Source organism: Mariprofundus erugo (assembly GCF_005818865.1).
GTDB lineage: Bacteria > Pseudomonadota > Zetaproteobacteria > Mariprofundales > Mariprofundaceae > Mariprofundus > Mariprofundus erugo.
Map to the genome: position 1 here is coordinate 135,397 of NZ_VBRY01000002.1, position 25,298 is coordinate 160,694.

A 25,298-nucleotide genomic window follows, 5' to 3' on the forward strand; every position below is an offset into this window, starting at 1 on the left:
GGCAAACCGGGCGATCGCTTAACGCGGTGGTGGATAAATATGAACTGTGAGGTGCGCGGCGCAAAACGATCGATGATTAACTTTGCGTCACGCTGCGTACTCTGCGGTGAAAGGGTTTTGAATGATGATTAAAATTGAGAATTTACATGCGTCGGTAGACGGGAAAGAGATTCTGAAAGGGATCAACCTGACAATTGGAGCCGGTGAGGTTCATGCCATCATGGGCCCGAACGGATCGGGTAAATCAACCCTCTCCAATATCATTGCCGGCCGCGATGGTTATACCGTAACCAGCGGTTCGATTACCTACAAGGGTAAAAACCTGCTGGAGATGAGCCCTGAACAGCGTTCGTGGGAGGGTATCTTTCTGGCCTTCCAGTACCCTGTAGAAATTCCCGGCGTCAATAACACCTACCTGCTCAAGGCAGGCGTCAATGCCAGGCGCAAGCATCATGGTGAGCAGGAGCTCGACGCGATGGAGTTTCTGCAACTGGTACGCGAGAAGGCAAAACTGGTGGAGCTGGACCCGTCGTTTCTGTCCCGCGGCGTCAATGAAGGCTTCTCGGGCGGCGAGAAAAAGCGCAATGAAATCTTTCAGATGGCAGTACTGGAGCCATCTCTGGCGCTGCTTGATGAAACCGACTCGGGACTGGACATCGATGCACTGCGCATCGTCGCCGGCGGCGTCAACAAACTGCGCTCATCCGACCGTTCGATTGTCATGGTCACCCATTATCAGCGCTTGCTCGATTACATCGTGCCCGATGTCGTGCACGTACTGGCTGACGGAAAGATTCTTAAAACCGGCGGCAAGGAGCTGGCCCTCGAACTGGAAGAGCGCGGCTACGACTGGGTCAGACAAGAGGCTGCGGCATGAGCGGGTCACTGCAAACCCTTCGCCAGCAGGCATGGCAGGCTTTTGAAGAAAAAGGATTGCCAACGACTCGCGATGAAGACTGGAAATATACCGACCTCTCCCGCATTCAGACACTGCTCGGTGAGCAGTGGTGGCAGCCGGCCGGCACCGGGGCTGTTGCAATCGACATGGTTGAGCTGCCCGGCCTCGATGCGTGGCGCATGGTTTTCAACAATGGATATTTCGATCCCGCACGCTCCGAGCTTCCGCCCGGCGTCACCATCACATCACTGGCCAGTCTGATGCAGGATGAGCCGGCGAAAGTCGTTGATCTGCTGGCATATCAGCCCGATGCACCGCTGAGCAGCGGCCTCACTGCGGCCAACAGCGCTCTCGCTGCCGATGGGGCATGCATCTGCATCCCGGCCAATACCCGGCTAGACCAGCCGTTATATCTCCTGCACCTGAACAGCGGTGGCACCGCCCACCTGCGCACCGGTATCGAACTGGGCCCACATGCCGAGCTCGAAGTCATTGAGCATTTTCACGGGCAGCACAGCGAAGCAGGACTGACCAACAGTGTCACAGCCATTCGTCTGGCTGCAGGCGCTCGCTGCACCCACTACCGCCTGCAACTTGAGGCTGCCAAACAGTGCCACAGTGGCCGCGTCGAAGTCAGCCAGAAGGCGGACTCCTCCTATCAGCTGCATGCTGTCGAGCTGGGCGGCATGCTCTCCCGCTGTGATGTCATCAGCCGGCTGGATGAGCGCGGTGCAAGCTGCGAACTTGGTGGCCTGTTTGTCGCCACCGGGCGTCAGCATATCGACCACCACACCCGCATTGAGCACAACGCCCCTTACTGCAGCTCGCGTGAAAGCTACCGCAGTGTACTGGATGGCCGCTCACATGGTGTATTCAACGGCAAGATCGTGGTTGCCAAAGGGGCGATCAAAACCGACTCGGCACAAAACAATGCCAACCTGCTGCTCTCACCTGATGCGGCCGTCGATACCAAGCCTGAGCTTGAGATCTATCACGATGATGTGAAATGTGCGCATGGCGTCACTGTCGGCCAGCTCGACAAAAACCAGCTGTTCTACCTTAAATCACGCGGCATCGCGGAAGAGGAGGCAAAACAGCTGCTCACTGTCGCCTTTGCCGATGAGCAACTGGCCCGTATGAACAACCACTCCATTCGTCGCTTTATCGAGCGGGCCGCATTTGCCAAACTGCCATCTATCACCGATCTTGAAGGCATGCTGGTATGATTCTCTTCACCGCAGGGGACGCAGCGTTACGCAAAGGAAAATTTACTACGACCTGTCGATTGCAGAACGCCCGCCGGGCCAGTTCACAGGCTGCCTGCTTTAGTACATCAATTTTTACGCTGCATCACTTTGCTTCCTTAGCGGTGCAAAAAGGTTTTGATGATGTTTGATATTGAAAAGATTCGCGGCGATTTCCCGATCCTTGACCAGAAGATTTACGGCAAGCCACTGGCCTATCTGGATAATGCCGCTACAACCCAGAAGCCGCAGTCGGTGATTGATGCGATCAGCCACTACTATCAGGCGGACAATGCCAACGTACACCGGGGTGTGCATGCCCTTTCCGAACGGGCTACAGCGGCCTATGAAGGAGCACGCAAACAGATTGCCCGCTTCTTCAATACGCGCAGCGAGCGGGAAGTGATCTTCACCCGTGGCACCACCGAGTCGATCAACCTGATTGCCTCATCGTGGGGCCATGCCAATATCAAAGCCGGCGATGAGATTCTGATCACGCATATGGAGCACCACTCCAATATTGTCCCGTGGCAACTGCTGTGCGAACGCGTCGGCGCCACCCTGAAAGTCGTGCCGATGAATGAGCATGGCGAGCTGATCATGGAGAGCTTTGATGCCCTCCTCTGCGAGCGCACCCGCCTTGTCGGCGCCGTGCACATGTCCAATGCACTCGGCACCATCAACCCGATCGCATCCATCATTGCCAAAGCCCACGCTGCCGGTGCCAAAGTATTGATCGACGGAGCCCAGGCTGCGGCCCATCTGGCGGTGGATGTACAGGCACTCGACGTCGACTTCTATGTCACCAGTGCCCATAAGATGTATGGACCGACCGGCATTGGCATCCTGATCGGCAAAGAGTCCATTCTCGATGGCATGCCGCCCTATCAGGGTGGCGGTGACATGATTCGCATGGTCACCTTTGAGAAGAGCGAATATAACGATCTGCCCTACAAATTCGAGGCAGGGACGCCTCATATCGCCGGCGCCATCGGCTTCGGCAAGGCTATTGAGTATATTCAGGGCGTCGGCTTTGAAGCCATTGAGGCGCGTGAAAAAGAGCTGCTGGCCTACGCCAATGCAAAGGCGGAGGCATTCGACGGCTTGCGACGGATCGGCACGGCTGCGCATAAGGCATGCGTCCTCTCGTTTGTACTTCAGGGTGTTCACCCGCATGATCTGGGTACCATTGTGGATCGGGAAGGTGTTGCCATTCGTGCCGGCCATCACTGTGCCATGCCGGTGATGCAGTTTTTCAGGGTACCGGCTACCGCACGTGCCTCATTCTCCATGTACAACACAGAGGATGAGGTCGATGCACTGTTTGCTGCGCTTAAAAAAGCGCAGGAGATATTTGCATGAATATCTCACCACAGAGTACGCAGAGTTGCACAGCGTTAATGACTCATAGTGATTTGCCTGGCATTCAACCATCCGGGATTGCGTATTCCTTCATTTTTTCCATGTTTTCCTGCTTTGATTTTACTCTGCGCAACGCTGCGCCCTCTGCGGTGCACAAAGGTTTTTTTCCATGTTTGAATTAAGAGATCTGTATCAGCAGGTGATTGTTGATCACAACAAAAGCCCGCGAAATTTCGGCAAGCTTGCCCGCTTCAACCATGAGGCCGATGGCTACAACCCCCTCTGTGGTGACAAGCTGCATGTTTATCTGAATGTAAACGATGCAGGCATCATCGAAGCCGTTTCATTTGAAGGGGAAGGGTGTGCCATCTCGGTTGCCTCCGCCTCACTGATGACAGAGGCACTGAAGGGCACTCCTGTCAGTGAATTCAAGCAGAAATTTGAAGGCTTTCAGCATATGGTGACATCCGATCTGGATGAGCTGCCGGATGAGGCTGTCATGGGAAAACTGGCCGTACTCTCCGGTGTGCGCGAATTTCCAAGCCGGATCAAATGCGCCTCACTCTGCTGGCACACCGTGAAATCGGCCGTTGAAGACTCTCATAAGGTAGCGAAAACAGAATGAACCATTCAGGTGATATGATCAAAACCACACGCGACTGCGATGCTGTTCTGATTCCGCTTGGCACCCCGGTCACCATTCCGGCCGGAGCACTGGTGCTCATCACCCAGGAGCTGGGTGGCAGCTTTACCGTCAGCGTCTCCGGCAACCTTGCCCGTATTGAAGGCAGGGATGCCGATGCACTCGGCATTGGCATGACCACAGAGCAGGCTGTTGCAGCGGCACTGGAGGAAAAAAAGGATGAACCTGCATCGGGTCCCGTGAATGAGCAGGAAATCTGGGCTGTTCTGCGTACCTGCTACGACCCGGAAATTCCGGTCAATATTGTTGATCTTGGTCTGGTCTACGACTGCCATGTCGTCGATACCGACGATGGCGGCAACCATGTTGATATTGTCATGACCCTGACCGCTCCCGGCTGTGGCATGGGACCCTTTATTGTCGACGACGTGCGACAAAAGGTACTCAGCGTCAACCATGTCACGGATGTTGAGGTTGAGCTGGTGTTTGAACCAACCTGGGATCGTTCCATGATGTCCGACGAAGCACGCCTGCAACTGGGCATGTTTTAACAGGAGAGAGCGGATATGGCTGAGTGGATTGATGTTGCAAACGCCACGGACCTGCCCCCCGGCAGCCGTAAAATTATTTCAACGCCCTATGCTGAAATAGCCGTGTTCAATCTTGATGGCGATTTTTTTGCCATTGAGGATATCTGCACCCACGATGGTGGCGAACTTGCCAGCGGACGCTGCGAAGGGGATCAGATCATCTGCCCCCGCCATGGTGCCCGCTTCTGCATTCGGAATGGACGCGCCCTGACCCCTCCGGCCTATGATGATATCGCCACGTTCCCCGTCCGTATTGATGCGCGGAATATGGTGCAGATCGATATCGATGACTAAACGGCCACAGCAGCAACCACAAAAGGCCCCATGCCTGAGCTGCCGCCACTATTTTGTGACCTGGGATCCGGGTCGCCCTTATGGCTGCCGGGCCTTCGGTTTTAAGTCGAGCACGATGCCATGCCGCGAGGTACAGGGTGCCTCCAATATGATCTGCCTGAAATATGAGGAAAAACCCGACCCGAAACGGCCGCGATAAGACCGCCATCCGATGGCAGCTGCAGCCGATTTCTGCTACAGTGACATCCTGACGGGAGTCGCTGCTGCATCCTCGCTCCCGGATATTACAGGCCCTGAGCAAGGCTGGAGCGAACATGGTGTTCATACGCTCAAATATCCCCCCTGTGGCAACCGAAAGCACGGCTGAAACCCGCCCGCTGATCCCGCCGGATGTACTGCATCACATCCATGCAATAGCGACCGATGAGGTATTGAGCCAGCTTGCAACCTCCGCCGACGGACTGGACAACACAGAGGTCCGGGCCCGACGAAAGTGCTATGGCATCAATCGCCTGAGCGAAAAAAAAGAAATGCCGCTGCTGCTGCAGTTCCTGTTGCAGTTTAACAATCTCTTCTCATGGCTGCTGTTAATCGGCGCCGCCCTTTCATGGATCAGCGAACTGCTGGTGCCGGATGAGGGTGCCCTCTATATCGCGCTGGCACTGCTGGCGGTCACCATCCTTAATGCCGCCTTTACCTTCTTTCAGGAGTACAAGGCAAAACAGGCGATGAAGTCCTTTGCCAACCTGATGACCTCACAGGTGGTGGTAAAACGGGCCGGCGAACGAGCACAGATCTCTTCGGAACATCTGGTGCCCGGCGATATCATTCTGCTGGGTGAAGGCGATAAAATCACAGCGGACGCACGGCTGATCGAGGAGCATATGCTCAAGGTGGATCACTCAGCCCTGACCGGTGAGAGCGAGCCGCAGCTGAGAAGCCTGAAAACAACCAGCGGGAATATACTGCTCAGCCGTAATATGGTCTTCAGCGGCACGCTGGTACAGTCGGGTACGGGCACCGCCGTTGTGGTTGCAACCGGCGACCATACCCAGATCGGTCATATTGCCCGGGCAACCGGTGAGGTGGAGCGAGGCTCGTCGCACCTGCAACAGCAGATTGCCCACTTTATCCGCATCATCTCCTACATCGCCATTGCTCTCGGCGGCTCATTCTTCCTGCTCGGCCTGCTCATCACCCAGACACCGATGTGGACCAACCTCGTGTTTGCCATCGGCATTATCGTGGCCAATGTGCCGGAAGGGCTGTTGCCGACCGTCACACTGACGCTCTCCATTGCCGCCCAGCGCATGGCAAAACTGCAGGTGCTGGTAAAAAATATCGATGCCATCGAAACACTGGGCAGCCTGACGGTGATCTGTTCGGACAAAACCGGCACCCTGACCGAAAACAACATGCATGTGCATGCCATCTGCATGAACGACCGCTGCTACCTCTTTGACCGGGATAAAAAAAGACTGCTGGCAGAACAACAGCACATGCACCTGCGCAATATTCCCGGCATAGAAACATTTAACGATATTCTTGTGCTGTGTAATAACAGCACCCTCAATCGGGAGGCCAGCTTTGGCGATGCGACCGAGCTGTGCCTGAAGCGCTACGTCGCCGCCTTCAGCAATATCCACTATATCGAAAACAACCAGCCACGCCTGCAGGAGATCCCCTTCTCATCGGAAAGCCGCTTTATGGCCACGATGAACCGTTACGACAACCATGCCAGGGCTTACCTGAAGGGCGCTGCCGATGTCGTACTGGCCAGGTGCAGCCACTATTTCGACCAGAATCAGGCCATCGAATTAACGGATGAGGTGCGTGAGCGGCTGATGAGCTGGAATACCAGCTATGCCGGGCAGGGCTTCCGGGTACTCGGCTGTGCGATGAAGAGCGTGGCGGATGACTGCGATGAGATCGAAACCGGCTACTGCTTCTACGGTCTGGTCGTCATGCAGGATCCGCCCAGAGCCGAAGTGGCTGAATCGGTGCGCCAGTGCAAGCAGGCCGGCATTCGTGTCATTGTCATCTCCGGTGATCAGGAGTCGACGGTTGAACATATTGCCCGCCAGACAGGGATTGTCGAAGGGGAGCATCCGCGCATCATCAATGGCACGGATATGGCCGACTACAGCGATGATGCCCTGAAACAGGCACTGGCCGAGCCTGAACTGCTGTTTGCCCGTACCCTGCCACGCGACAAACTAAGGGTGGTCAGCCTGCTGAAGGAGATGGGGGAGGTCGTGGCCGTCACCGGTGATGGCGTCAACGATGCACCGGCCCTGCGTCGCGCCGATGTCGGCATCGCCATGGGAAGATGCGGCACCGAGGTGGCCAAGGAGGCCGCCGACATCGTGCTGCTCGATGATAATTTTGCCTCCATTGTCCGGGCCATCCGCGCCGGCCGCTCCGCCTATGACAATATCAAGGCCTTTATCACCTATATTCTGACCAGCAACACCCCCGAAATCGTCCCCTTTCTGCTCTTTATCCTGCTCGGCTGGCCACTGGCGCTGCCTGTGCTGCTGATTCTGGCGATCGATCTCGGCACCGATATGATCCCGGCGATCGGCCTCGGCATGGAAAAAGAGGATGCTGATATCATGTTGCGCAAACCGCGGGATAAACATGCACGTCTTTTAAACTGGCGGATGATCATCCGCTCATACGGCTTTATCGGGCCACTGCAGACCTGTTTTTCCTACCTGATCTTTTTCGATATCCTGTTTGACGGCGGCTGGGACTGGGGCATGCCGCTGGCCGTCACCAGCCCGCTCTATATGCAGGCGATTACCGGCTTCTTCGCCACGGTGATTATCACCCAGGCATTCAACGTCTTTGCCTGCAGAACCAGCAAGCTCTCCGTCTTCAGCAAGGGGCTGTTCAGTAACCGGGTGATTCTCGCCGGTATCGCCTCTGAAATGGCGCTGCTTGCCATCATTGCACTGACGCCGGCCGGCTGGCACATCTTCGGCACCGCGCCGTTCGATCCGGGCTACCTGCCACTGATGCTGCTGTTCGGACTGATCATTCTGGCCTGCGAAGAGCTGCGCAAATACCTCTTCCGCAGCCGTGGCATGTTCGGCCTGGAGTAGCCAGCCCACCCTTTTCAGTACCCGGATCCATCTGACAGCGACAGCCCGGCAACAATCACGATACGCCGTGAACCGCTCCGTTCAGCGGCGACCATGCAACCGGCAGCAGGAGTACAAGGCGGCCGCAATTCATCACCATATACTATTTCCGGTCATTTTACATTATAGTGCCACGCTATTGACCCACGGATACCTCTGACAGGGAGAGTGACCCAATGAGCTCGAAGAAATACATGACAGGCAGCCTTGACCTGACCAAGCATGATACCGGCACCGGCGCCCATCGCTCGCGAAAGCCCGTATACATGGATTTTCTGCCCCCATGTAACCACGCCTGCCCGGCCGGTGAAGATATTCAGGCGTGGCTGGCCCTCGCCCAGGCCGGCGAATATGAAGAGGCATGGCAGAAACTTCTGGAAAACAATCCGTTTCCGGCGATTCATGGTCGCGTCTGCTATCACCCGTGTGAAACCGCATGTAACCGGGCCTATACGGATCAGGAGGTCAGCATCCATGCCGTTGAACGCTTCCTTGGCGATCTGGCCATGGAAAAGGGCTGGAAACCTCGCTTCAGCGCTCCCGCCGGCGGCAAACGGGTCCTGATTGTCGGCGCCGGCCCCAGTGGCCTCTCTGCCGCCTATCATCTGATCCGCCTTGGTCATGAAGTTGAAATCCGGGAGGCCGGCCCTGTGGCCGGCGGCATGATTCACTTCGGCATTCCGGCCTACCGCATGCCGCGCAAGGAGCTGAATCAGGAGATTCAGCGTGTCGTCGATATGGGGGCCAGGATCACCCTCGACTGTCGGGTTGATGATATTGAAAAAGAGAAGGCGGCAGGAAATTTTGATGCCGTATTTATTGCTGTAGGTGCCCACCTGAGCAAAAACATTGATATCCCCAGCCGTGATGCCCGCAAGATGCTCGATGCCGTCAGCTTCCTGAAGAGCGTGGAAAATGGCGAGGATCTGCAGCTTGGTCGCCGTGTCGCCGTTTACGGTGGTGGCAATACCGCCATGGATGCGGCCCGTACAGCCAAGCGACTCGGTGCCGAGGAGGCGGTGATCATCTACCGCCGCGATCGCGCCAGCATGCCGGCTCATGATTTTGAAGCCGATGAGGCCATCGAAGAGGGCGTAAAAATCAACTGGCTGCGCACCATCAAGGAGATCGACTGCACCACGATGACCGTCGAAGTGATGGAGCTGGATGAGCAGGGGCGCCCGCAGCCGACCGGCCGCACCGAAACCCTGGAGACCGATGCCCTGATTATGGCCGTCGGTCAGGATACCGATACCGGCTTCCTTAAAAAGGTCGCAGGCATCGAATTCAACCGTGATGGCACCGTCGTTGTCGGCCCGAATATGATGACCGGCGCAGCCGGCGTCTTTGCCGGCGGCGATATGGTCCCCAGTGAGCGCTCGGTCACCATTGCCACCGGCCATGGCAAGAAGGCAGCCCGTCATATTGATGCATGGTTGCGCGGCCACACATACGAACCTGCGGCAAAGCACCCGATTGTTGAGCATGACAAACTGCAGCTCTGGTACAGTACGGTAGCGCCAAAACGCAAACAGGGAGAGCTCTCTCCCGAACAGCGCCTCGGTGGTTTTGAGGAGATCCTGAAAGGATACAGTGAAAAAGAGGCCCTGTTCGAGGCAAGGCGCTGCCTGTCCTGCGGCAACTGCTTTGAATGCGACGGCTGTTACGGCTCATGCCCCGAGGATGCCATTATCAAGCTGGGTAAGGGCAACCGCTATGAATATGACTACGACAAATGTACCGGCTGTGCCGCCTGCTTCGAGCAGTGCCCGTGCCACGCCATCGAAATGGTCAAGGAATAAGGACAGCCAGACATGACAGAGAAGAAACAGCAAGCCAGACAGATTACCTTCGACGGTGGCACAGGTGTCGCCCATATTGCCTATCGGGTGAGCGAACTCTGCTCGATCTATCCGATCACCCCCTCCTCCTCCATGGCCGAACTGTGTGATGAGTGGTCCGCCCAGGGGGTCAAAAACATCTGGGGCCAGGTTCCTGATGTCATCGAAATGCAATCCGAAGGCGGTGCTGCCGGTACGGCCCACGGTGCCCTGCAGACCGGTGCGCTGACCACCACCTTCACCTCATCACAGGGCCTGCTGCTGATGATCCCGAACATGTACAAGATTGCCGGCGAACTGACCTCAACCGTCTTCCATATCGCCGCCCGCTCTCTGGCCACCCAGGCGCTGTCGATCTTCGGAGATCATCAGGATGTGATGGCCGCCCGCTCCACCGGCTTTGCCATGCTCTCATCGGCCTCCGTACAGCAGGCACATGATTTTGCCCTGATCTCGCATGCCGCCACACTGAAGGCACGCATGCCATTCATGAATTTCTTCGATGGTTTCCGCACTTCGCATGAGATCAACAAGGTCAGTCTGATCGCAGATAGCCAGATTCGCGCCATGATCGATGACGAGCTGGTCTACGCCCACCGTAACCGGGCACTCAACCCCGATAACCCGTTCATCCGCGGTACCGCAATGAATCCGGACGTCTACTTTCAGGCCCGTGAAAGTGCCAATCCATATTATGATGCCGTGCCCGGCATTGTGCAGGAGACGATGGATCACTTCGCGGAGGTAACCGGCCGAAGCTATCGCCTGTTCGACTATTTCGGTGCTGACGATGCGGAACACGTCATCATCCTCATGGGTTCGGGCGCCGAAACCGTACAGGAAACCATCAAGGTGCTGCAGGCACAGGGCGCAAAGATCGGCGTGATCACCGTACACCTGTTCCGCCCGTTCTCGGAAAAGCACCTGCTGGCGGCCCTGCCGGCCAGCGTCAAAAAGATCGCCGTTCTCGATCGCACCAAGGAGCCGGGCGCACGCGGCGAACCACTCTACCAGGATGTCATCGCCTCCCTGTCGGAAGCAGTCATGCGCGGCGACATGGCCACCCTGCCACGCGTCATCGGCGGCCGTTACGGCCTCTCCTCCAAAGAGTTCACACCGGCTATGGCAAAGGCGGTATTCGATGAACTGGCCAGCGACACACCGAAGCACAACTTCACCGTGGGCATCACCGATGATGTCACCCACCTGAGTCTCGATGTCGACCACAGCTTCAATATTGAGCCGACAAACATGACCCGGGCACTGTTCTACGGTCTCGGCTCCGACGGTACGGTTTCGGCCAACAAGAACAGCATCAAGATTATCGGTGAAAATACCGATCTCTACTGTCAGGGCTACTTTGTTTACGACTCCAAGAAAGCCGGTTCCCAGACGGTATCCCATCTCCGTTTCGGCCCTGAGCCGATCCATGCGCCCTACCTGGTGGATTCCGCCAACTTCATTGCCTGCCATAAGGCAACCTTTATCAGCCAGGTGGATATGCTGAGCAAGGCGGCAAAAGGCGCTGTTTTCCTGCTCAACAGTCCGACCCCGGCGGATCAGGTATGGGATGAGCTGCCAAAGCCGGTTCAGCAAACCATCATCGACCGTCAGGTCGACTTCTATGTCATTGATGCCTCCACGGTTGCACGCGAAGCGGGCATGGGCCGCCGCATCAACACCATCATGCAGACCTGCTTCTTTGCATTATCGGGAGTACTGCCGCGTGATGAGGCCATTGCCCAGATCAAAAAGGCCATTGAAAAGACCTACGCCCGCAAAGGAGCCGATGTCATTCAGCAGAACTTCAAGGCGGTGGATGCTGCCCTTGATCACCTGCACAAGGTGGATGTAACCGCCTGCGCCACCAGCCATCATGACATGGACCTGATGGTACCGGTGCGTGCACCACAGTTTATTCAGGAGGTCATCGCTCCGATGCTGGCAGGCAAGGGTGATGATCTTCCCGTCTCGAAAATCCCGGTCGATGGCACCTTCCCGTCCGGCTCGGCTCAGTGGGAAAAACGCAATATCGCCGACTTCGTACCGCAATGGGAACCCGATGTCTGCATTCAGTGCGGCAACTGCTCGTTTGTCTGCCCGCACAGCGTCATTCGCGCCAAATTCTACAACGAGGGCCATCTGGAGGAGGCTCCTGAGTGCTTCCCGTCCGCACCGGTATCGGCTCGCGGTTTCCCCGAAACCCGCTACACCCTGCAGATCTATCTGGAGGACTGCACCGGCTGCGAAATGTGCGTCCATGCCTGCCCCGCCTATGATGAAAAAGATCCGACGCATACGAAAAAAGCAATCAATATGATGCCGAAGGCACCTCAGATGGAGGCCGGGCGTGAAAACGTCACCTTCTTTGAAAAGCTGCCGGTCAACGACCGCGCCACCATCGACTACTCATCGGTACGCGGCACCCAGTTCCTCGAGCCGCTGTTTGAATTCTCCGGCGCCTGTGCCGGCTGTGGTGAAACCCCTTATGTGCGCCTGCTGACCCAGCTGTTCGGCCCGCGCCTGCTGGTGGCCAATGCCACAGGCTGCTCATCGATCTATGGCGGCAACCTGCCGGCCACACCGTGGACCGTGAACAAGGATGGACGTGGCCCCGCCTGGTCCAACTCGCTGTTTGAGGACAATGCCGAGTTCGGTCTCGGCATGCGTATCGCCGCCGATCATCACACCCATATGGCCAAGCAGACCCTGCTGGAGATGCGTGACCTGCTCGATGCCGACTTCGTCGATCAGCTGGTTCATGCCGACCAGAGCATCGGCTATGAGGTCACCCGGCAACGTGAACGGGTTGAGCGACTGAAGCTGGTACTGGCAGGCATGGATGATCCGCGCGCCAAAAACCTGCTGACCGTCGTCAATCATCTGGTACGCCGCAGTGTCTGGCTGATTGGTGGTGATGGCTGGGCCTATGACATCGGCTCGGCCGGTCTTGATCATGCGCTGGCAAGCGGTCGCAATATCAACATTCTGGTGCTTGATACCGAGGTGTACTCCAACACCGGTGGTCAGGCATCCAAATCCACCCCGATCGGGGCCACGGCGAAGTTCGCCTCGGCCGGCAAGCCGGTCGGCAAAAAGGATCTGGCCCTGCAGGCGATCTCTTACGGCAACGTCTATGTCGCCCGTGTCGCCATGGGTGCCAACCCGCAACAGACCCTGCTGGCCATGCGCGAAGCAGAGGATTATCCGGGACCATCCATCATCCTCGCCTACAGTCACTGCATTGCCCACGGCATCGACATGACACAGGGACTGCATCAGCAGGATATGGCCGTTGCCTCCGGTTACTGGCCACTGATCCGCTATAATCCGATGCTGCGCAAGGCTGGCAAAAAACCGTTTGTACTCGATTCTCCGACACCGGTGATGAAGGTAAGGGATTATGCCTATACCGAAATGCGCTATAAACTGCTGCAGAAGAGCCATCCGGAAGAGGCTGAGCGCCTGATGCAGCTGGCACAGGAATCGGTCGATCTGCGCTGGGCCACCTATGAACACATGGCACAACAGGATCCGTCGGAGTTCCAGCCAATGAAGTAACGGCTTATCCCGGTGACGGGATGAGCGCCGACAGGTGGCAGCATGTCCCGGTCGGAGAGGGAGCAGAATATGGATTATGACATCCTGATCGTCGGATCGGGGCCTGCCGGGCAGCATGCCGCCTGGCAGGCGGCACGCATGGGAAAAAAGGCGGCCATCATCGAACGCAAACCGGGACTCGGTGGTGCCGGCCTGCAAACGGGCACCATTCCCAGCAAGGCCCTGCGTGAAGCGGCATACCTGGCTTCCAGAACAGGCACCCACGGCATGCGGGAAGCCGCCAGCAAGGCGCGTCACGGCATTCTGGCCGAGGCCGTGCGTCGCAAGGATGTCGTCATCAGCCAGCAGGAGTCGGTCATCCTTAAACGCCTGCTTAAATCGGGAGTCGCGCTGATTCCCGGTGAAGCCTCCTTTGTCGATGCCCACACCCTCGAGGTGATGGATCTGCATGGCGGTTCATCCCGCCGCCTGACCGCACAGGTGATTGTGCTGGCAACCGGCTCAAGACCCCGGCGCCCGTCAGATATCCCTTTTGATAAACAGACCGTGCTCGACTCCACCTCGATCCTCAATCTGAAACGACTGCCGAAAAGCCTTCTCGTTGTCGGCGGTGGCGTCATTGCCTGCGAATTCGTTTCCATCTTTGCCGCACTGGGCGTCGAGGTGAGTATCGTTGACTCGCATGAGCAGCTGCTTGCCTATCTGAGCGAGGATGTCGTCGGCGTACTGGCCGACTCTTTTGACAACATGGGCGTTGAGCTGCACATGAAGGAGAAGGTCGTCGCCATCCGCAAGGAGGAGGGACGCATTCTGACCCTGCTCGAGTCAGGCAAAAAGCTCTACTCTGAAACCGTCCTCTATGCCCTCGGTCGCGAACCAAACTCGCAAAACCTCAACACCGCCAAAGCGGGCCTTGCTCTGGATCAGGGCTGGATCGCCGTGAATGAACACTTCCAGTCCAGCATTCCGCACATCTATGCTGTGGGTGATCTGATTGGCTGGCCGGCTCTCGCCTCCACCGCCATGGAGCAGGGGCGCACGGCGGTATTGCATGCTTTTGGTAAAAAAGGGCAGTCCATGCCGGAAAACCTGCCCATGGCTATCTATGCCATTCCGGAGATTTCCTGGGTCGGCAAAACAGAAAAACAGGCGCGCAAGGAGAACATCAACTATGTCGTCGGCCGTGGCTACTACAAGGAGAGTGCGCGCGGACAGATTATCGGTGACGCCAACGGACTGGTAAAACTCATTGTCGACAGCCAAAGCCATAAACTGATCGGTGCTCATATCGTGGGTGAACATGCCAGCGAACTGATCCATACAGGCCAGCTGCTGATGCATTTCGGCGGCACCGTGCATGATCTTGTCGCCAATGTATTCAATTACCCGACACTGGCCGAGTGCTACAAGCTGGCGGCACTCGACTGCCTGGCCCACCTCCATCAGCAGCCCCACTAAGCGCCCCGTCGCCTGATGATCAGCGGGGCAGAATCAGAGCTGTTACTGTATGGCCTGCTGATCGGCCTTTTTGCCGGTGCACTGGGTGGCACCCTTGCCGGCCTTGCCGGTGTCGGAGGCGGCCTGGTTTATGTGCCGCTGTTTTATGCCCTGCTACCGGCACAACAGGGACAGGGCATGGCCCTGCACATCTTTGCCAGTTTCGTTGCCATCATCATCACAGGTTTTTTCTCCGCCCGCTCCCACTGGCGCCTCGGCCATATTGATCGCCAGACACTGAGCCAGCTGTTACCTGGGCTGATCATTGGCGCCATCATCGGTCTGTGGAGTACCCTGCGCCTGCCGGAGGCGGCAGTCCTGCTCGGACTTGCCGCACTGGATGCATGGATTGCCTTTGATTACGGCCGCACGATCCCCCCGGATGCCGACAGGCGCCCTTCACTGCGGCTGTTCAGCGGCCCGATCGGCCTTGCCTCAGGCGCTCTCGGTATCGGCGGTGGCACCATGCTGGTGCCGCTGCTGCGGCGTCATCTGATCCTGCGCCATGCCGTTGGCACATCAGCGGCATGCGGTTTTGTCATGGCCCTGACTGCGGTCACGGCCAATCTGCTGGCAGAGCCTGACTGGCATGAGTTGATGATAAGCCAGTGGCCACAGCTGCTTGGCATATGGCTCGGCATTGCACTGATTCTGCCTCGCTGCAGCCACTGGAGCGCCCGCCTGCATCAGGTCAGCGGCGAACAAAATCTTCGCCTTGCACTGAAAATACTTTTTTTCCTGCTCTCCGCCTGCCTGCTACTTGCCGCCACTATCGCCCTGCTGCACACCTGACAGCTATCGAAAAATATGGGGGTTGCTGGTATTTCAGAGCCACCACGCTATGCTGGCGCATCATTGAATATATGGAGGAGACATGTCCATCAAGTCGGATAAATGGATTCGCCGCATGGCAAAAGAGCACGGCATGATTGAGCCGTTCGTTGATGGTCAGGTCAAACGGGCTGCCGATGGTAATGGCATCGTATCCTACGGCCTCTCCTCCTATGGCTACGATGTACGCTGTGCCGATGAGTTCAAGGTTTTCACTAACATCAATTCTGCCGTCGTCGATCCGAAAAACTTCTGCCCGACCTCCTTTGTCGATATCAAATCGGATGTCTGCATTATTCCGCCCAACTCCTTCGCGCTGGCGCGTACGGTGGAATATATGCGTATCCCCCGCTCGGTGCTGACCATCTGCCTTGGCAAATCGACCTACGCCCGTTGCGGCATTATTGTGAACGTCACGCCACTGGAACCTGAGTGGGAAGGTCATGTCACGCTTGAATTCTCCAACACCACACCGCTGCCGGCCAAAATCTACGCCGGCGAGGGCGTGGCCCAGTTCCTGTTTTTAGAGTCGGATGAGGTCTGTGAAACCTCATACAAAGACAAGTCGGGGAAATATCAGGGTCAAACCGGCGTCACCGTACCAAGACTTTAAGGAACAGCTGCGATGAAACTCTCCAAAATTCTGGCTGCTGCCGAACGGCCACTGATCTCATGTGAATTTTTTCCGCCCAAAACCGATAAGGGCGAGGAAAACCTGTGGCAGTGCCTTAAAGAACTGCAAGCAATCAACCCCGCCTATATTTCCGTCACCTATGGTGCCGGTGGCACCACACAGGACCGCACCAAAGGCATTGTGACCCGCATCAAACAGGAAACAGGTCTGTCGCCCGTCGCCCACCTGACCTGTGTCGGAGCCAGCAAAGATGAGCTTGCCGCGCTTCTGGCCGATTACCGGGCAGCAGGCATTGAAAACATTCTCGCCCTCAGGGGCGATGCTCCGGAAGGCATGGATCGCTTTGAGGCGGTTGCCGGCGGCTTTTCACATGCCACGGATCTGATCGCATTTCTGCGCGAGCAGGGTGATTTTTCCATTGCCTGTGCCACCTACCCGGAAGGACACCCTGAATCCAAAGGCGGCGTGGAAGATGATATCCGCTACCTGAAACTCAAGCAGGATAACGGTGCCGATGCCGCCGTTACACAATACTTTTTCGACAATGATGCATTTTTCCGCTTCCGTGACGCCTGCACCGCTGCCGGTGTAACCCTGCCGATTATTCCGGGGATCATGCCTGTCGGCAATTTTGACCAGATTGTCCGCTTCTCATCAATGTGTGGTGCCACCATTCCGGACTGGCTGCGCGCCCGCATGGAGCCCATCCGGGAGGATCTGGATGCAGTCAAGGCACTCGGCATCGAGCTTGCGGCCAAACAGTGTCGCGAACTGCTCACCGCCGGCGTGCCGGGACTCCATTTTTATACGCTGAACAAGTCGGAAGCGACGATTGCCATTCACAACCAGCTGACCGACCTGCTGTAACGCCGCATGGCATGGCAGTTTCTATCGCGCAATATGGCCATGCTCACGCTGGCCTTTGCCGTAGCGGCTTATATCTATCCGGCCCTATTCCTTCCGTTCAAGGCTGTTTTTCTCTGGCTGTTTGCCGCCACCATGTTTGCTCTCGGGGTGGTACTCAAGCCTGAGGAGGCGCGCTCAGCCCTTGCACATCCCTCCCGCATTGCGCTTGGCGTGCTCTGTCAGTACTCCATTATGCCACTGCTCGGGTTTGCTGCTGCCACCGTACTGCTCTGGCAGGGAGCCTCCCCGGCGCTGGCGCTCGGCTTTATTATCGTCGGCTGTGCCCCCGGTGCCATGGCCAGCAATGTCATTACCTACCTTGCCGGCGGTGCTGTCGCCTTCTCCATCGCCATGACCATGGTCGCCACACTGCTCTCGCCACTGCTGACCCCTTCACTGGTGGAGCTGCTCGGCGGCGCCATGATGCAGATTCCGTTCTGGCCGATGATGCAAACCATTGTGCTCTCGGTTGTCCTGCCACTGATGCTTGGCATGCAGCTGCGCAAACGCCTGGGCAATCAATTGCAGCAGGCAGAGGTCATCGCACCGGGTATTGCTGCCATTGCCATTATTATTATCTGCGCCTATGCCGTAGCCGCCAATCATGATCGCATAGCCCAGACCCCGTGGCTGGTTGTGTTGCTCGTTATCCTGCTGAACGGGCTGGGCTATTTGCTCGGCTGGTTTTCCGGCCGCCTGTTCGGCTTTGATCAGCCCCATAAAATTACTCTGGCGATCGAAATCGGCATGCAAAATGCCGGACTTGGTGTCGCGCTCGCCCTCAAGCACTTTGAACCGGAAACAGCCCTTCCCGGAGCGCTGTTTGCCGTATGGTGTATCATTACAGCTGCCGGCATGACCCGCTGGCAGGAAAGGAAGGTCAGCTGATGTTGATATTTATCCACGGCTTTAACAGCGCCGGCAACGGTGACAAGGCCAAACGACTGCGCAGCGAGTTCACTGACATCAAGGTGCTCACCCCCACCTGCCCTTTCGCACCGGAAGCAGCGATCACCATGTTAAGCGAACTGATCGGGCAGGCCCTGCATCAGGGAGATAAACCGGTCATTGCCGGCTCCTCACTGGGCGGATTTTATGCAGCACACCTTGCCCACCGCTTCGAGCTTGCCTCTGTTTTGATTAATCCACTGATCGATCAGACACTGTTACGCCACGAAACAGGCCCGCAAACCAACTATTACACCGGTGAACAATACGAATGGAGCCTGGATCACTGTGCCCGGCTGGATCGCATGGTCATCGCCCCGGCTGCACTGGCATTTCAACCGTTGCTACTGCTTGATGAGGCGGATGAGCTGCTCGACAGCCACCTGGCCATCTCTCATTATGGTGATTTGGCTGAAACCCACCTGTTCCCCGGCGGCTCTCATCGCTTTGATCATATGGATGAAGCGATACCGCTCATGCGCAACTATATCGCCAGACACAGCTGAACAGAGGGGCCATATATCACCCGTCCGGCCCCGCCATACCCCTGAAATTTCATGACAGTCAGGCGCTGAATCGCTATCCTTTTCTTTGCGCTTCGAGGAACGAAGCAGATCGTGACAACGCCGAAAATCGAACTGCCCGTCTGAGGAGAAGGCCTCTTGAGCCAGAGTGCAACCATATCGCCATCCATCAGCAAGGCTCAGTTGCTATGCCTTGAGCAGTTACGACTGCTGCACAAACCATCCCTGCTGATTGCCGCCTCCACACTGGTGGCCGGCACCCTGATGGTCGCATCGCAATGGGATATCGCCTCGCACAGCACCCTGCTGCTGTGGGTCACCACCCTGTTCTGCGCGGCAGCCCTGAGACTGGGCATCTATTTTTCCTTCTCGCGGACAGATAGACAGTTGCAACAACAGCGGAAATGGAAAGCGATGACTGTCGCCGCCACCTGGCTGGTCGGCTCGATCTGGGGCTGGCTCGGTTATTTTCACTTTCCGGCCGATGATCCCCTGCACCTGGTCACCATGATGCTGATTCTGATCGGCCTTGCCGCAGGCAGCATCACCACGTTGTCACCGCTACGCTCTGCATCGTTGCCGTTTATCCTGCTGCTGCTGACACCCGTCACCTATCATCTGTTTACATTGCCAGCGACATCACTGCACTTCATCAGCTTTCTGCTCATCTTCTACCTGTGCTTTCTGATCGGCAGCGCCCTGCAAAACTATCAGACCCACAAGGACAACATCTCTTTGCGCATTGAAAGCAGCGAACGTGAAAAAGCTGTCAGAGCCTCGGAAAAAGAGCTGCAACTGAGTGAAGAAAAGTTCCGCACCCTGACCGAACATGGCTCGGACATCGTCGCTACCATCAACCGTGATGGCGTCATCAGCTTCTCCAGCCGCTCGGCTGAACGTATCCTGGGCTACCCCCAGCAGACACTGATCGGTCAGTCACTATTTGAGCTGGTCCATGAGGATGACCGCCCCGGACTGACGCATGCCATGACAGAGATGTTTGCCAATCCTGGCAACAGTATTCCGGCCGCATTCCGTATTCGACACTGTCTGGGCCGCTGGCTGGATATCGAATCAATCGGCCGCACCACCGGTGATCACGGGCAGGAAACACTGATTCTCAACGCCCGCGATGTGACCGCGCACAAAGAGCTCGAGCTGCAGCTGCACCAGTCGCAAAAAATGGAGGCGATCGGCACCCTTGTCGGCGGCATCGCCCATAACTTCAATAACAATCTGGCCGCCATGACCGGCAACATCTATCTCGCCCGCCTCTCCTCGCAAGACAACAGCAACACCCTCAAGCGGCTCGATTCACTCGACCTGCTGGCTTCGCGCTCTGCCGATATGATCAAGCAATTGCTCGCCTTTGCCCGCCAGGACCGGCTGAGTATGAAGCCACTGCGGCTGAACCGGCTGCTCAATCACGACATCGCCCTGACAGCCAACCTGATACAGGAGAGCATCGAGCTGCGCCTCGATATCTGTACGGATGAGATCATGATCAGGGGGGATGCATCACAAATCCAGCAGGCACTGATCAACCTGCTGATTAATGCGCGCGATGCCGTTGCCACGATAGAAAATCCTGAAATTCTCTGCTCATTGCAACGCTATCAGGCCGATCATGCATTCCACCATCGCCATCCTGAGATCAAAGGAGAGCAGTTTGCCCGACTTTCCGTACAGGACAACGGCTGTGGCATTCCCGGCGATGCACTCGGTAAAATATTCGAGCCGTTTTACACCACCAAGGATGTCGATAAAGGCACCGGCCTTGGCCTGGCCATGGTTTATGGCGCGATTCAGGCTCACGGAGGCGTCATTGATGTCACCAGCTCACCGCACGCAGGCACGACCATTGATATGTACCTGCCGATCATTCAGGAACAAGAAGGCCGCAATGAAGAGGCCGGCCACATTGCCCCGTCCATCCATCATGGCGCAGGTGAAACCATCCTGCTGGTTGATGATGATACAACAGTGCTGCACTCCACCCGCGAGGTGCTGCTCAGCCTCGGTTTCCGGGTCATCACGGCAGAACATGGCATCGCCGCACTTGAACAGTTCGAGCAGCAGCCGGAGAGCATTCGCCTGTTACTGACCGATATCGTCATGCCGAAAATGGGCGGCATTGCGCTGGCTCAGGCGATCCGGCAGAGGAACAACCACCTGCCGGTTATTTTTGCCACTGGCTATGACAGGAAAGAGGCGCTTGATGCTGAAGCTGCCATCAGCCACAGCAGCGTACTGAGCAAGCCGTTTTCAATCAGCCGTCTCAGTCAGGCCATCCACGACAGCCTGCTCTCAGCCGGCCAGGAAAAAGGCTGATTTGGCGAACCGTCCACAGCCGCAGCGGTTTTACACGCCGCCGGCCGGATCAGCTCAGCGCTTTTCGATCGGAATGTAGGATTCACCTTTCTTGCCGACATAAATCTGGGCCGGACGATAAATACGTCCGCTACCCAGCTGCTCTTTCCAGTGAGCCAGCCAGCCGGCCACGCGCGCAATGGCAAAAATCGGCGTAAACAGATCGGTCGGAATACCAAGCTTGCGATAGACAATGCCTGAATAGAAATCGACATTCGGGCACACACCCTTCGCTCCCAGCGTACTCTCGGACAACGTTTCAATCTGACGGGCAATGCTGTAGTTGGTATCAATGCCGATCTTGTCGGTCAGCTGCTTATAAAGACGCACCAGCAGTGCGGCACGCGGATCACGGGTTTTGTAAACGCGATGGCCCAGCCCCGGAATTTTCTCCCGGTTGCTCAGCTTGCTGTTCAGATAGGCTTCGACATTTTCCACACTACCGATTTCATCCAGCATATTGAGCACATCCTCATTGGCGCCGCCATGCAACGGACCGGAAAGCGAGCCGATGGCGGCGCTGATCGAGGTATAAGGATCGGCATGTGTCGAAGCGGTCACCAGCGTCGAGAAGGTACTGGCATTCATCTCATGCTCGGCATGCACAATAAAGGCAACATCGAGAATCCTTGCTGTCAGCGGATAGGGCTCCTCACCGGTCAACATGTAATAAAAATTGGCTGCATGTGACAGATCATCACGCGGTGCAATCGGATCATCACCATGGCGCATGCGTGCATGGGCGGCCACCAGCGTCGGCAGCTTGGCGATCAGATTCACACAAACAGTATCAACCGTAGCCCGATCCAGCTCACCGGAGATATTTTTCGGGAACGGATAAAACATACCGAGTGCCGCCACCGTTGCCTGCAGCGAATCCATCGGGTGAGCCGACTCGGGAAAACATTTCATCATATCCCGGATACGGAACTTGATGCGACGATGATGCTTGAGCTGGCGATCGAATGAAGCCAGCTGCTCAGCCGTCGGCAATTCGCCATACAGCAGCAGATAAGAGGTCTCCTCAAATGAGGACTGCTCAGCCAGCTGTTCAATATCAATGCCGCGATACTCCAGATAGCCGCGCTTGCCATCCACGGAAGATACCGATGACTCAGCGACCGGTATGCCCGCAAGACCCGGTGAATAACACGCAATATTGTCGGATGCGTTGTTTCCAGCCATATCTGTACTCTCCTTGATTCACATGCGGATCGATACCCCGTCAATCCATGTTGCTGTTTCCAGAGGGGAACCATAACAAATCAAAAATATAAATGCTTGGATTATATACCCCTTTTATCTCCTGTCAGCCGCTGCCAAGCGGATGCGCACGATTCACCAGGTCATGCATACGGGCCCGGGAAACGTGTGTATATATTTCCGTGGTCGTGACATGGGCATGGCCGAGCAGCATCTGTACGGCCCGCAAATCCGCACCGTGATTCAGCAGATGCGTGGCAAAAGCGTGGCGCAACGTATGCGGCGAAGGCAGCGGGGAAATCCCCGCCTCAGCGGCATACAACTTGATCCGCAACCAGAAATTCTGGCGCGTCATTGCACTGCCTCCCCGTCCGGCAAACAGAAACGGGCTGGCCGGCTGACGGGGGCGCTGCAGCAGCCAGGCCTGCAACCAGCGACCGGCCTCCTCACCGAACGGTACCAGCCTCTCCTTGTCGCCCTTGCCGATCACACGCAGCAGGCCACCGGCCAGATCAGCCTGCCCGAGCCTGAGCGTCACCAGCTCGCTGACACGCAAGCCCGTCGCATAGAGAAGCTCCAGCATACAGCGATCACGCAAGCCAACGGCATCATCCGTATCCGGCGCCGCCAGCAATCGCTCCACATCCTGTTCACTCATCATTTTCGGCAACGGCCTGCTTTTGCGCAGGCGGGGCAGATGACGCGCCGGATGGTCCTCACGCGCCCCCTGATCCTGCAGCATGGCAAACCAGGTAGAGAGCGCACTGCGCCGCCGCTGAATCGTGCTCTCCTTCATCCCGTCCTGAGCGAGCGAGGCAAGATAGGCGAGCACTTCCGACTGATCTGCATGCATCAAATCGGTGCCCGATGCCTGAAAAAAGAGCTCTGCATGCAATAAATCGGAGCGATAGGACTCGGTTGTTTTCGCCGACCAGCCACGCAGCATGGCAAGACGCTGCAGCAGACCGGTAATTTTTTCTTCCTGTTCAAGCGCGAGTACAGACATATCGACATGCTAGGGAGAGCGCAAAAAAAGGCACGCAACAGGAGCACATTGCTGTCACACGGGCCCGAACAAAAATCACAACACGTTGATAATAAAAGCAAATTTTAACACGCGACTGCCAGCAGGCAATAAAAAAAGGGCAGGTAACACAAGGTTACCTGCCCTTTCCTGTTGGTACGAGGACTGGAGCATAATTATAAGCATAAACATCTGTTAATTAAGGCATATGTAAATTCCAAAAAAAATCATACCAACATATATACCAACACATAGACACTTTACCCTTTGAGCCTGTACATCAACCCTGACCAAAGGAGGCCAGCGTTCGGACGGCTCGAGGGAAGCCCTGCTGCAATTGCCGGGGATACTCAGGCCGCACAGCCATGGCATGCAAGTTTGGAATTAATGTGAAGCACTTCAATCCTACGATGAGGAGAACATTATTATTCCTTCTTTTCCTCAAACTCGATTTTGATTTGCAACAGTTCGCCTCTGGCATTCAGGTATGTGTGGCCGAACAGAGTGGATATGATGATCTCGCGTATCATTTCTGAAAGCGAAAGGTTTACTCGGCCGGCAAGGGTTTGAATATCATCTCTCATTTTTCGTGGTATCCACACTTTCAGATCCTCGATGTTCTTCCCCAGGTCCTTCGTCTTGTTTGGCCCCTGATAAAGCTCAAGCGGTTCGGCGACCTGCCTTGAAAAAAGCGGTGGAGAGTTCAATAAGTAATGATGTTCTCTGCGCTCATAAAACCCCATCCAGTCATGCTTGCCGTAGAGATAGGTAAACATAATCTGTCGCACCAGATCAGATCGGGTTGTATTGAGCGCATTGCAATTCTGGTCTAACACATCCCCCAACAGCTCGGGCAGCCAGAATTTTAGTGCTACGTCCCCGTCTTCGAGAATCGCCGAATAATCCCGGTCGGTCATTGTTATGTGATAACCAGGCTCCTGCTGCTCCTCTGTCCCTGACTCAGGCGGTCTACCTTTACGCCGCCATATCGTGTCGAAGATTCCCATAATGTTCCCCTCCCCAATTTCTTGAACCTAGCAGATGTTGTCGTACCATGTTGAGTCTCTTTGGATACAACTACTCAGGAGAAATATTGAATGAGCTTCAAGGTTATTTCCGGCGGCCAAACAGGCGTTGATCGAGCCGCTCTCGATGCAGCGATGTTGCTTGGTATCGAAGTTGGCGGCTGGTGTCCCAAGGGTCGCAAAGCACTCGATGGTGTCATTCCCGACAGGTATCCACTGACAGAAACCCGAGGGAAATCCTATCATATACGCACCAAATGCAATGTACGGGATTCCGATGCCACGCTGATCATCTGTCGTGATGAGCCGGTCGGCGGTACTGCGCTGACCATCAAATATTGCGAGCAGATGGGAAAACCGTACCTGGTCTATCAACTCAAGGCCGGCGAGATAGATTGGATCGACAGCCCCGAAGATGTCGGGTCGGTCCTCTACTGGCTGAATTGTCTGGATGTGCAGGTGCTGAATGTGGCTGGTCCGCGCGAGGGGAAACACTGCCCCATATACAATCGCGCCATTTCTTTTCTGATGACGGAAGTGCGGCATTCTTCAAGCCATCAATCATGCCGACCGAAGACGAAATTCAGCTTCTTCTTGAACGGGCGAATCAGGAAGCTGATACAATCCGACAAATTCTATGGCAGCGGGCATAAACCATGTAAGAGTCTGCAACCGCGCTTAACGCCAAACCAACTTCTTTGTGAGACCCTGGGCAATTACAGCCCAGCCGATGCAATAGCGTGAGGACTCAAACAAA

20 protein-coding genes are annotated in these 25,298 nt (G+C 56.2%); 17 read left to right on the plus strand and 3 right to left on the minus strand.

The window, feature by feature from the left end:
• The first annotated feature begins 124 nt into the window (after nucleotides 1-124).
• The 16 genes from sufC (at nucleotide 125) to FEF65_RS02695 (ending at nucleotide 21,250) form a co-directional block, all read left to right on the plus strand.
• Nucleotides 125-877, plus strand: coding sequence for a Fe-S cluster assembly ATPase SufC (gene sufC, locus FEF65_RS02615; protein WP_138238406.1), 753 nt, complete (start codon nucleotides 125-127; stop codon nucleotides 875-877).
• On the plus strand, nucleotides 874-2,124 hold the full coding sequence (gene sufD, locus FEF65_RS02620) for a Fe-S cluster assembly protein SufD (protein WP_138238236.1): 1,251 nt from the start codon (nucleotides 874-876) through the stop codon (nucleotides 2,122-2,124). Before sufC ends, sufD begins: the two co-directional genes overlap by 4 nt.
• Nucleotides 2,125-2,286: 162 nt before the next feature.
• Nucleotides 2,287-3,504 (plus strand): cysteine desulfurase, encoded by a 1,218-nt coding sequence (locus tag FEF65_RS02625; protein ID WP_138238407.1) that lies wholly within the window; start codon nucleotides 2,287-2,289, stop codon nucleotides 3,502-3,504.
• 169 nt (nucleotides 3,505-3,673) lie between these two features.
• Nucleotides 3,674-4,129 carry a Fe-S cluster assembly sulfur transfer protein SufU gene (gene sufU, locus FEF65_RS02630; RefSeq protein ID WP_138238237.1) on the plus strand — a complete coding sequence of 152 codons (456 nt, stop codon included), beginning with the start codon at nucleotides 3,674-3,676 and terminating at the stop codon, nucleotides 4,127-4,129.
• Nucleotides 4,126-4,698 (plus strand): putative Fe-S cluster assembly protein SufT, encoded by a 573-nt coding sequence (gene sufT, locus FEF65_RS02635; RefSeq protein ID WP_138238238.1) that lies wholly within the window; start codon nucleotides 4,126-4,128, stop codon nucleotides 4,696-4,698. Before sufU ends, sufT begins: the two co-directional genes overlap by 4 nt.
• A gap of 15 nt (nucleotides 4,699-4,713) precedes the next feature.
• The gene (locus FEF65_RS02640) at nucleotides 4,714-5,031 is read left to right on the plus strand and encodes a non-heme iron oxygenase ferredoxin subunit (RefSeq protein ID WP_138238239.1); all 318 of its coding nucleotides are present in this window, start codon (nucleotides 4,714-4,716) and stop codon (nucleotides 5,029-5,031) included.
• Between the two features lie 314 nt (nucleotides 5,032-5,345).
• On the plus strand, nucleotides 5,346-8,138 hold the full coding sequence (locus FEF65_RS02650) for a cation-translocating P-type ATPase (protein WP_138238241.1): 2,793 nt from the start codon (nucleotides 5,346-5,348) through the stop codon (nucleotides 8,136-8,138).
• 215 nt (nucleotides 8,139-8,353) lie between these two features.
• Nucleotides 8,354-9,979, plus strand: coding sequence for an NAD(P)-binding protein (locus FEF65_RS02655; protein ID WP_138238242.1), 1,626 nt, complete (start codon nucleotides 8,354-8,356; stop codon nucleotides 9,977-9,979).
• A 12-nt stretch (nucleotides 9,980-9,991) separates the two neighbouring features.
• Entirely contained in the window at nucleotides 9,992-13,579 is a 3,588-nt protein-coding gene (nifJ, locus tag FEF65_RS02660) for a pyruvate:ferredoxin (flavodoxin) oxidoreductase (protein WP_138238243.1), read from the plus strand.
• A gap of 42 nt (nucleotides 13,580-13,621) precedes the next feature.
• Nucleotides 13,622-15,037, plus strand: a complete 1,416-nt coding sequence (gene sthA / locus FEF65_RS02665; RefSeq protein ID WP_238701129.1) for a Si-specific NAD(P)(+) transhydrogenase — start codon at nucleotides 13,622-13,624, stop codon at nucleotides 15,035-15,037.
• A gap of 15 nt (nucleotides 15,038-15,052) precedes the next feature.
• Nucleotides 15,053-15,868 (plus strand): sulfite exporter TauE/SafE family protein, encoded by an 816-nt coding sequence (locus FEF65_RS02670; RefSeq protein WP_138238244.1) that lies wholly within the window; start codon nucleotides 15,053-15,055, stop codon nucleotides 15,866-15,868.
• Between the two features lie 82 nt (nucleotides 15,869-15,950).
• Nucleotides 15,951-16,520, plus strand: a complete 570-nt coding sequence (gene dcd / locus FEF65_RS02675) for a dCTP deaminase (protein ID WP_138238245.1) — start codon at nucleotides 15,951-15,953, stop codon at nucleotides 16,518-16,520.
• Nucleotides 16,521-16,532: 12 nt separating this feature from the next.
• Nucleotides 16,533-17,408 (plus strand): methylenetetrahydrofolate reductase [NAD(P)H], encoded by an 876-nt coding sequence (metF, locus tag FEF65_RS02680; RefSeq protein WP_138238246.1) that lies wholly within the window; start codon nucleotides 16,533-16,535, stop codon nucleotides 17,406-17,408.
• Nucleotides 17,409-17,414: 6 nt separating this feature from the next.
• Nucleotides 17,415-18,335: a bile acid:sodium symporter family protein gene (locus FEF65_RS02685; protein WP_138238247.1), complete on the plus strand. Its 921-nt coding sequence runs from the start codon at nucleotides 17,415-17,417 to the stop codon at nucleotides 18,333-18,335.
• On the plus strand, nucleotides 18,335-18,901 hold the full coding sequence (locus tag FEF65_RS02690) for a YqiA/YcfP family alpha/beta fold hydrolase (protein WP_138238248.1): 567 nt from the start codon (nucleotides 18,335-18,337) through the stop codon (nucleotides 18,899-18,901). Before FEF65_RS02685 ends, FEF65_RS02690 begins: the two co-directional genes overlap by 1 nt.
• Before the next feature lie 156 nt (nucleotides 18,902-19,057).
• Nucleotides 19,058-21,250, plus strand: a complete 2,193-nt coding sequence (locus FEF65_RS02695) for a hybrid sensor histidine kinase/response regulator (RefSeq protein WP_138238249.1) — start codon at nucleotides 19,058-19,060, stop codon at nucleotides 21,248-21,250.
• Between the two features lie 54 nt (nucleotides 21,251-21,304).
• On the opposite strand, the gene FEF65_RS02700 is transcribed toward FEF65_RS02695, so the two are convergent.
• From FEF65_RS02700 to FEF65_RS02710, 3 genes are all read right to left on the minus strand, one after another.
• Nucleotides 21,305-22,474 carry a citrate synthase gene (locus tag FEF65_RS02700; protein WP_138238250.1) on the minus strand — a complete coding sequence of 390 codons (1,170 nt, stop codon included), beginning with the start codon at nucleotides 22,472-22,474 and terminating at the stop codon, nucleotides 21,305-21,307.
• 124 nt (nucleotides 22,475-22,598) lie between these two features.
• The gene (locus FEF65_RS02705) at nucleotides 22,599-23,498 is read right to left on the minus strand and encodes a tyrosine recombinase (protein WP_138238251.1); all 900 of its coding nucleotides are present in this window, start codon (nucleotides 23,496-23,498) and stop codon (nucleotides 22,599-22,601) included.
• A 443-nt stretch (nucleotides 23,499-23,941) separates the two neighbouring features.
• Nucleotides 23,942-24,523: a hypothetical protein gene (locus tag FEF65_RS02710; protein WP_138238252.1), complete on the minus strand. Its 582-nt coding sequence runs from the start codon at nucleotides 24,521-24,523 to the stop codon at nucleotides 23,942-23,944.
• 90 nt (nucleotides 24,524-24,613) lie between these two features.
• On the opposite strand from FEF65_RS02710, the gene FEF65_RS02715 reads away from it, so the two are divergent.
• A complete protein-coding gene (locus FEF65_RS02715; protein ID WP_138238253.1) occupies nucleotides 24,614-25,285 on the plus strand; it encodes a putative molybdenum carrier protein in 672 nt (223 codons plus the stop codon).
• Nucleotides 25,286-25,298: the final 13 nt, after the last annotated feature.

Bases quoted from the DNA above. Each gene is read 5' to 3' on its own strand.
- sufC (WP_138238406.1), top strand. From the start codon at position 125: ATGATTAAAATTGAGAATTTACATGCGTCGGTAGACGGGAAAGAGATT.
- sufD (WP_138238236.1), top strand. From the start codon at position 874: ATGAGCGGGTCACTGCAAACCCTTCGCCAGCAGGCATGGCAGGCTTTT.
- FEF65_RS02625 (WP_138238407.1), top strand. From the start codon at position 2,287: ATGTTTGATATTGAAAAGATTCGCGGCGATTTCCCGATCCTTGACCAG.
- sufU (WP_138238237.1), top strand. From the start codon at position 3,674: ATGTTTGAATTAAGAGATCTGTATCAGCAGGTGATTGTTGATCACAAC.
- sufT (WP_138238238.1), top strand. From the start codon at position 4,126: ATGAACCATTCAGGTGATATGATCAAAACCACACGCGACTGCGATGCT.
- FEF65_RS02640 (WP_138238239.1), top strand. From the start codon at position 4,714: ATGGCTGAGTGGATTGATGTTGCAAACGCCACGGACCTGCCCCCCGGC.
- FEF65_RS02650 (WP_138238241.1), top strand. From the start codon at position 5,346: ATGGTGTTCATACGCTCAAATATCCCCCCTGTGGCAACCGAAAGCACG.
- FEF65_RS02655 (WP_138238242.1), top strand. From the start codon at position 8,354: ATGAGCTCGAAGAAATACATGACAGGCAGCCTTGACCTGACCAAGCAT.
- nifJ (WP_138238243.1), top strand. From the start codon at position 9,992: ATGACAGAGAAGAAACAGCAAGCCAGACAGATTACCTTCGACGGTGGC.
- sthA (WP_238701129.1), top strand. From the start codon at position 13,622: ATGTCCCGGTCGGAGAGGGAGCAGAATATGGATTATGACATCCTGATC.
- FEF65_RS02670 (WP_138238244.1), top strand. From the start codon at position 15,053: ATGATCAGCGGGGCAGAATCAGAGCTGTTACTGTATGGCCTGCTGATC.
- dcd (WP_138238245.1), top strand. From the start codon at position 15,951: ATGTCCATCAAGTCGGATAAATGGATTCGCCGCATGGCAAAAGAGCAC.
- metF (WP_138238246.1), top strand. From the start codon at position 16,533: ATGAAACTCTCCAAAATTCTGGCTGCTGCCGAACGGCCACTGATCTCA.
- FEF65_RS02685 (WP_138238247.1), top strand. From the start codon at position 17,415: ATGGCATGGCAGTTTCTATCGCGCAATATGGCCATGCTCACGCTGGCC.
- FEF65_RS02690 (WP_138238248.1), top strand. From the start codon at position 18,335: ATGTTGATATTTATCCACGGCTTTAACAGCGCCGGCAACGGTGACAAG.
- FEF65_RS02700 (WP_138238250.1), bottom strand. From the start codon at position 22,474: ATGGCTGGAAACAACGCATCCGACAATATTGCGTGTTATTCACCGGGT.
- FEF65_RS02705 (WP_138238251.1), bottom strand. From the start codon at position 23,498: ATGTCTGTACTCGCGCTTGAACAGGAAGAAAAAATTACCGGTCTGCTG.
- FEF65_RS02710 (WP_138238252.1), bottom strand. From the start codon at position 24,523: ATGGGAATCTTCGACACGATATGGCGGCGTAAAGGTAGACCGCCTGAG.
- FEF65_RS02715 (WP_138238253.1), top strand. From the start codon at position 24,614: ATGAGCTTCAAGGTTATTTCCGGCGGCCAAACAGGCGTTGATCGAGCC.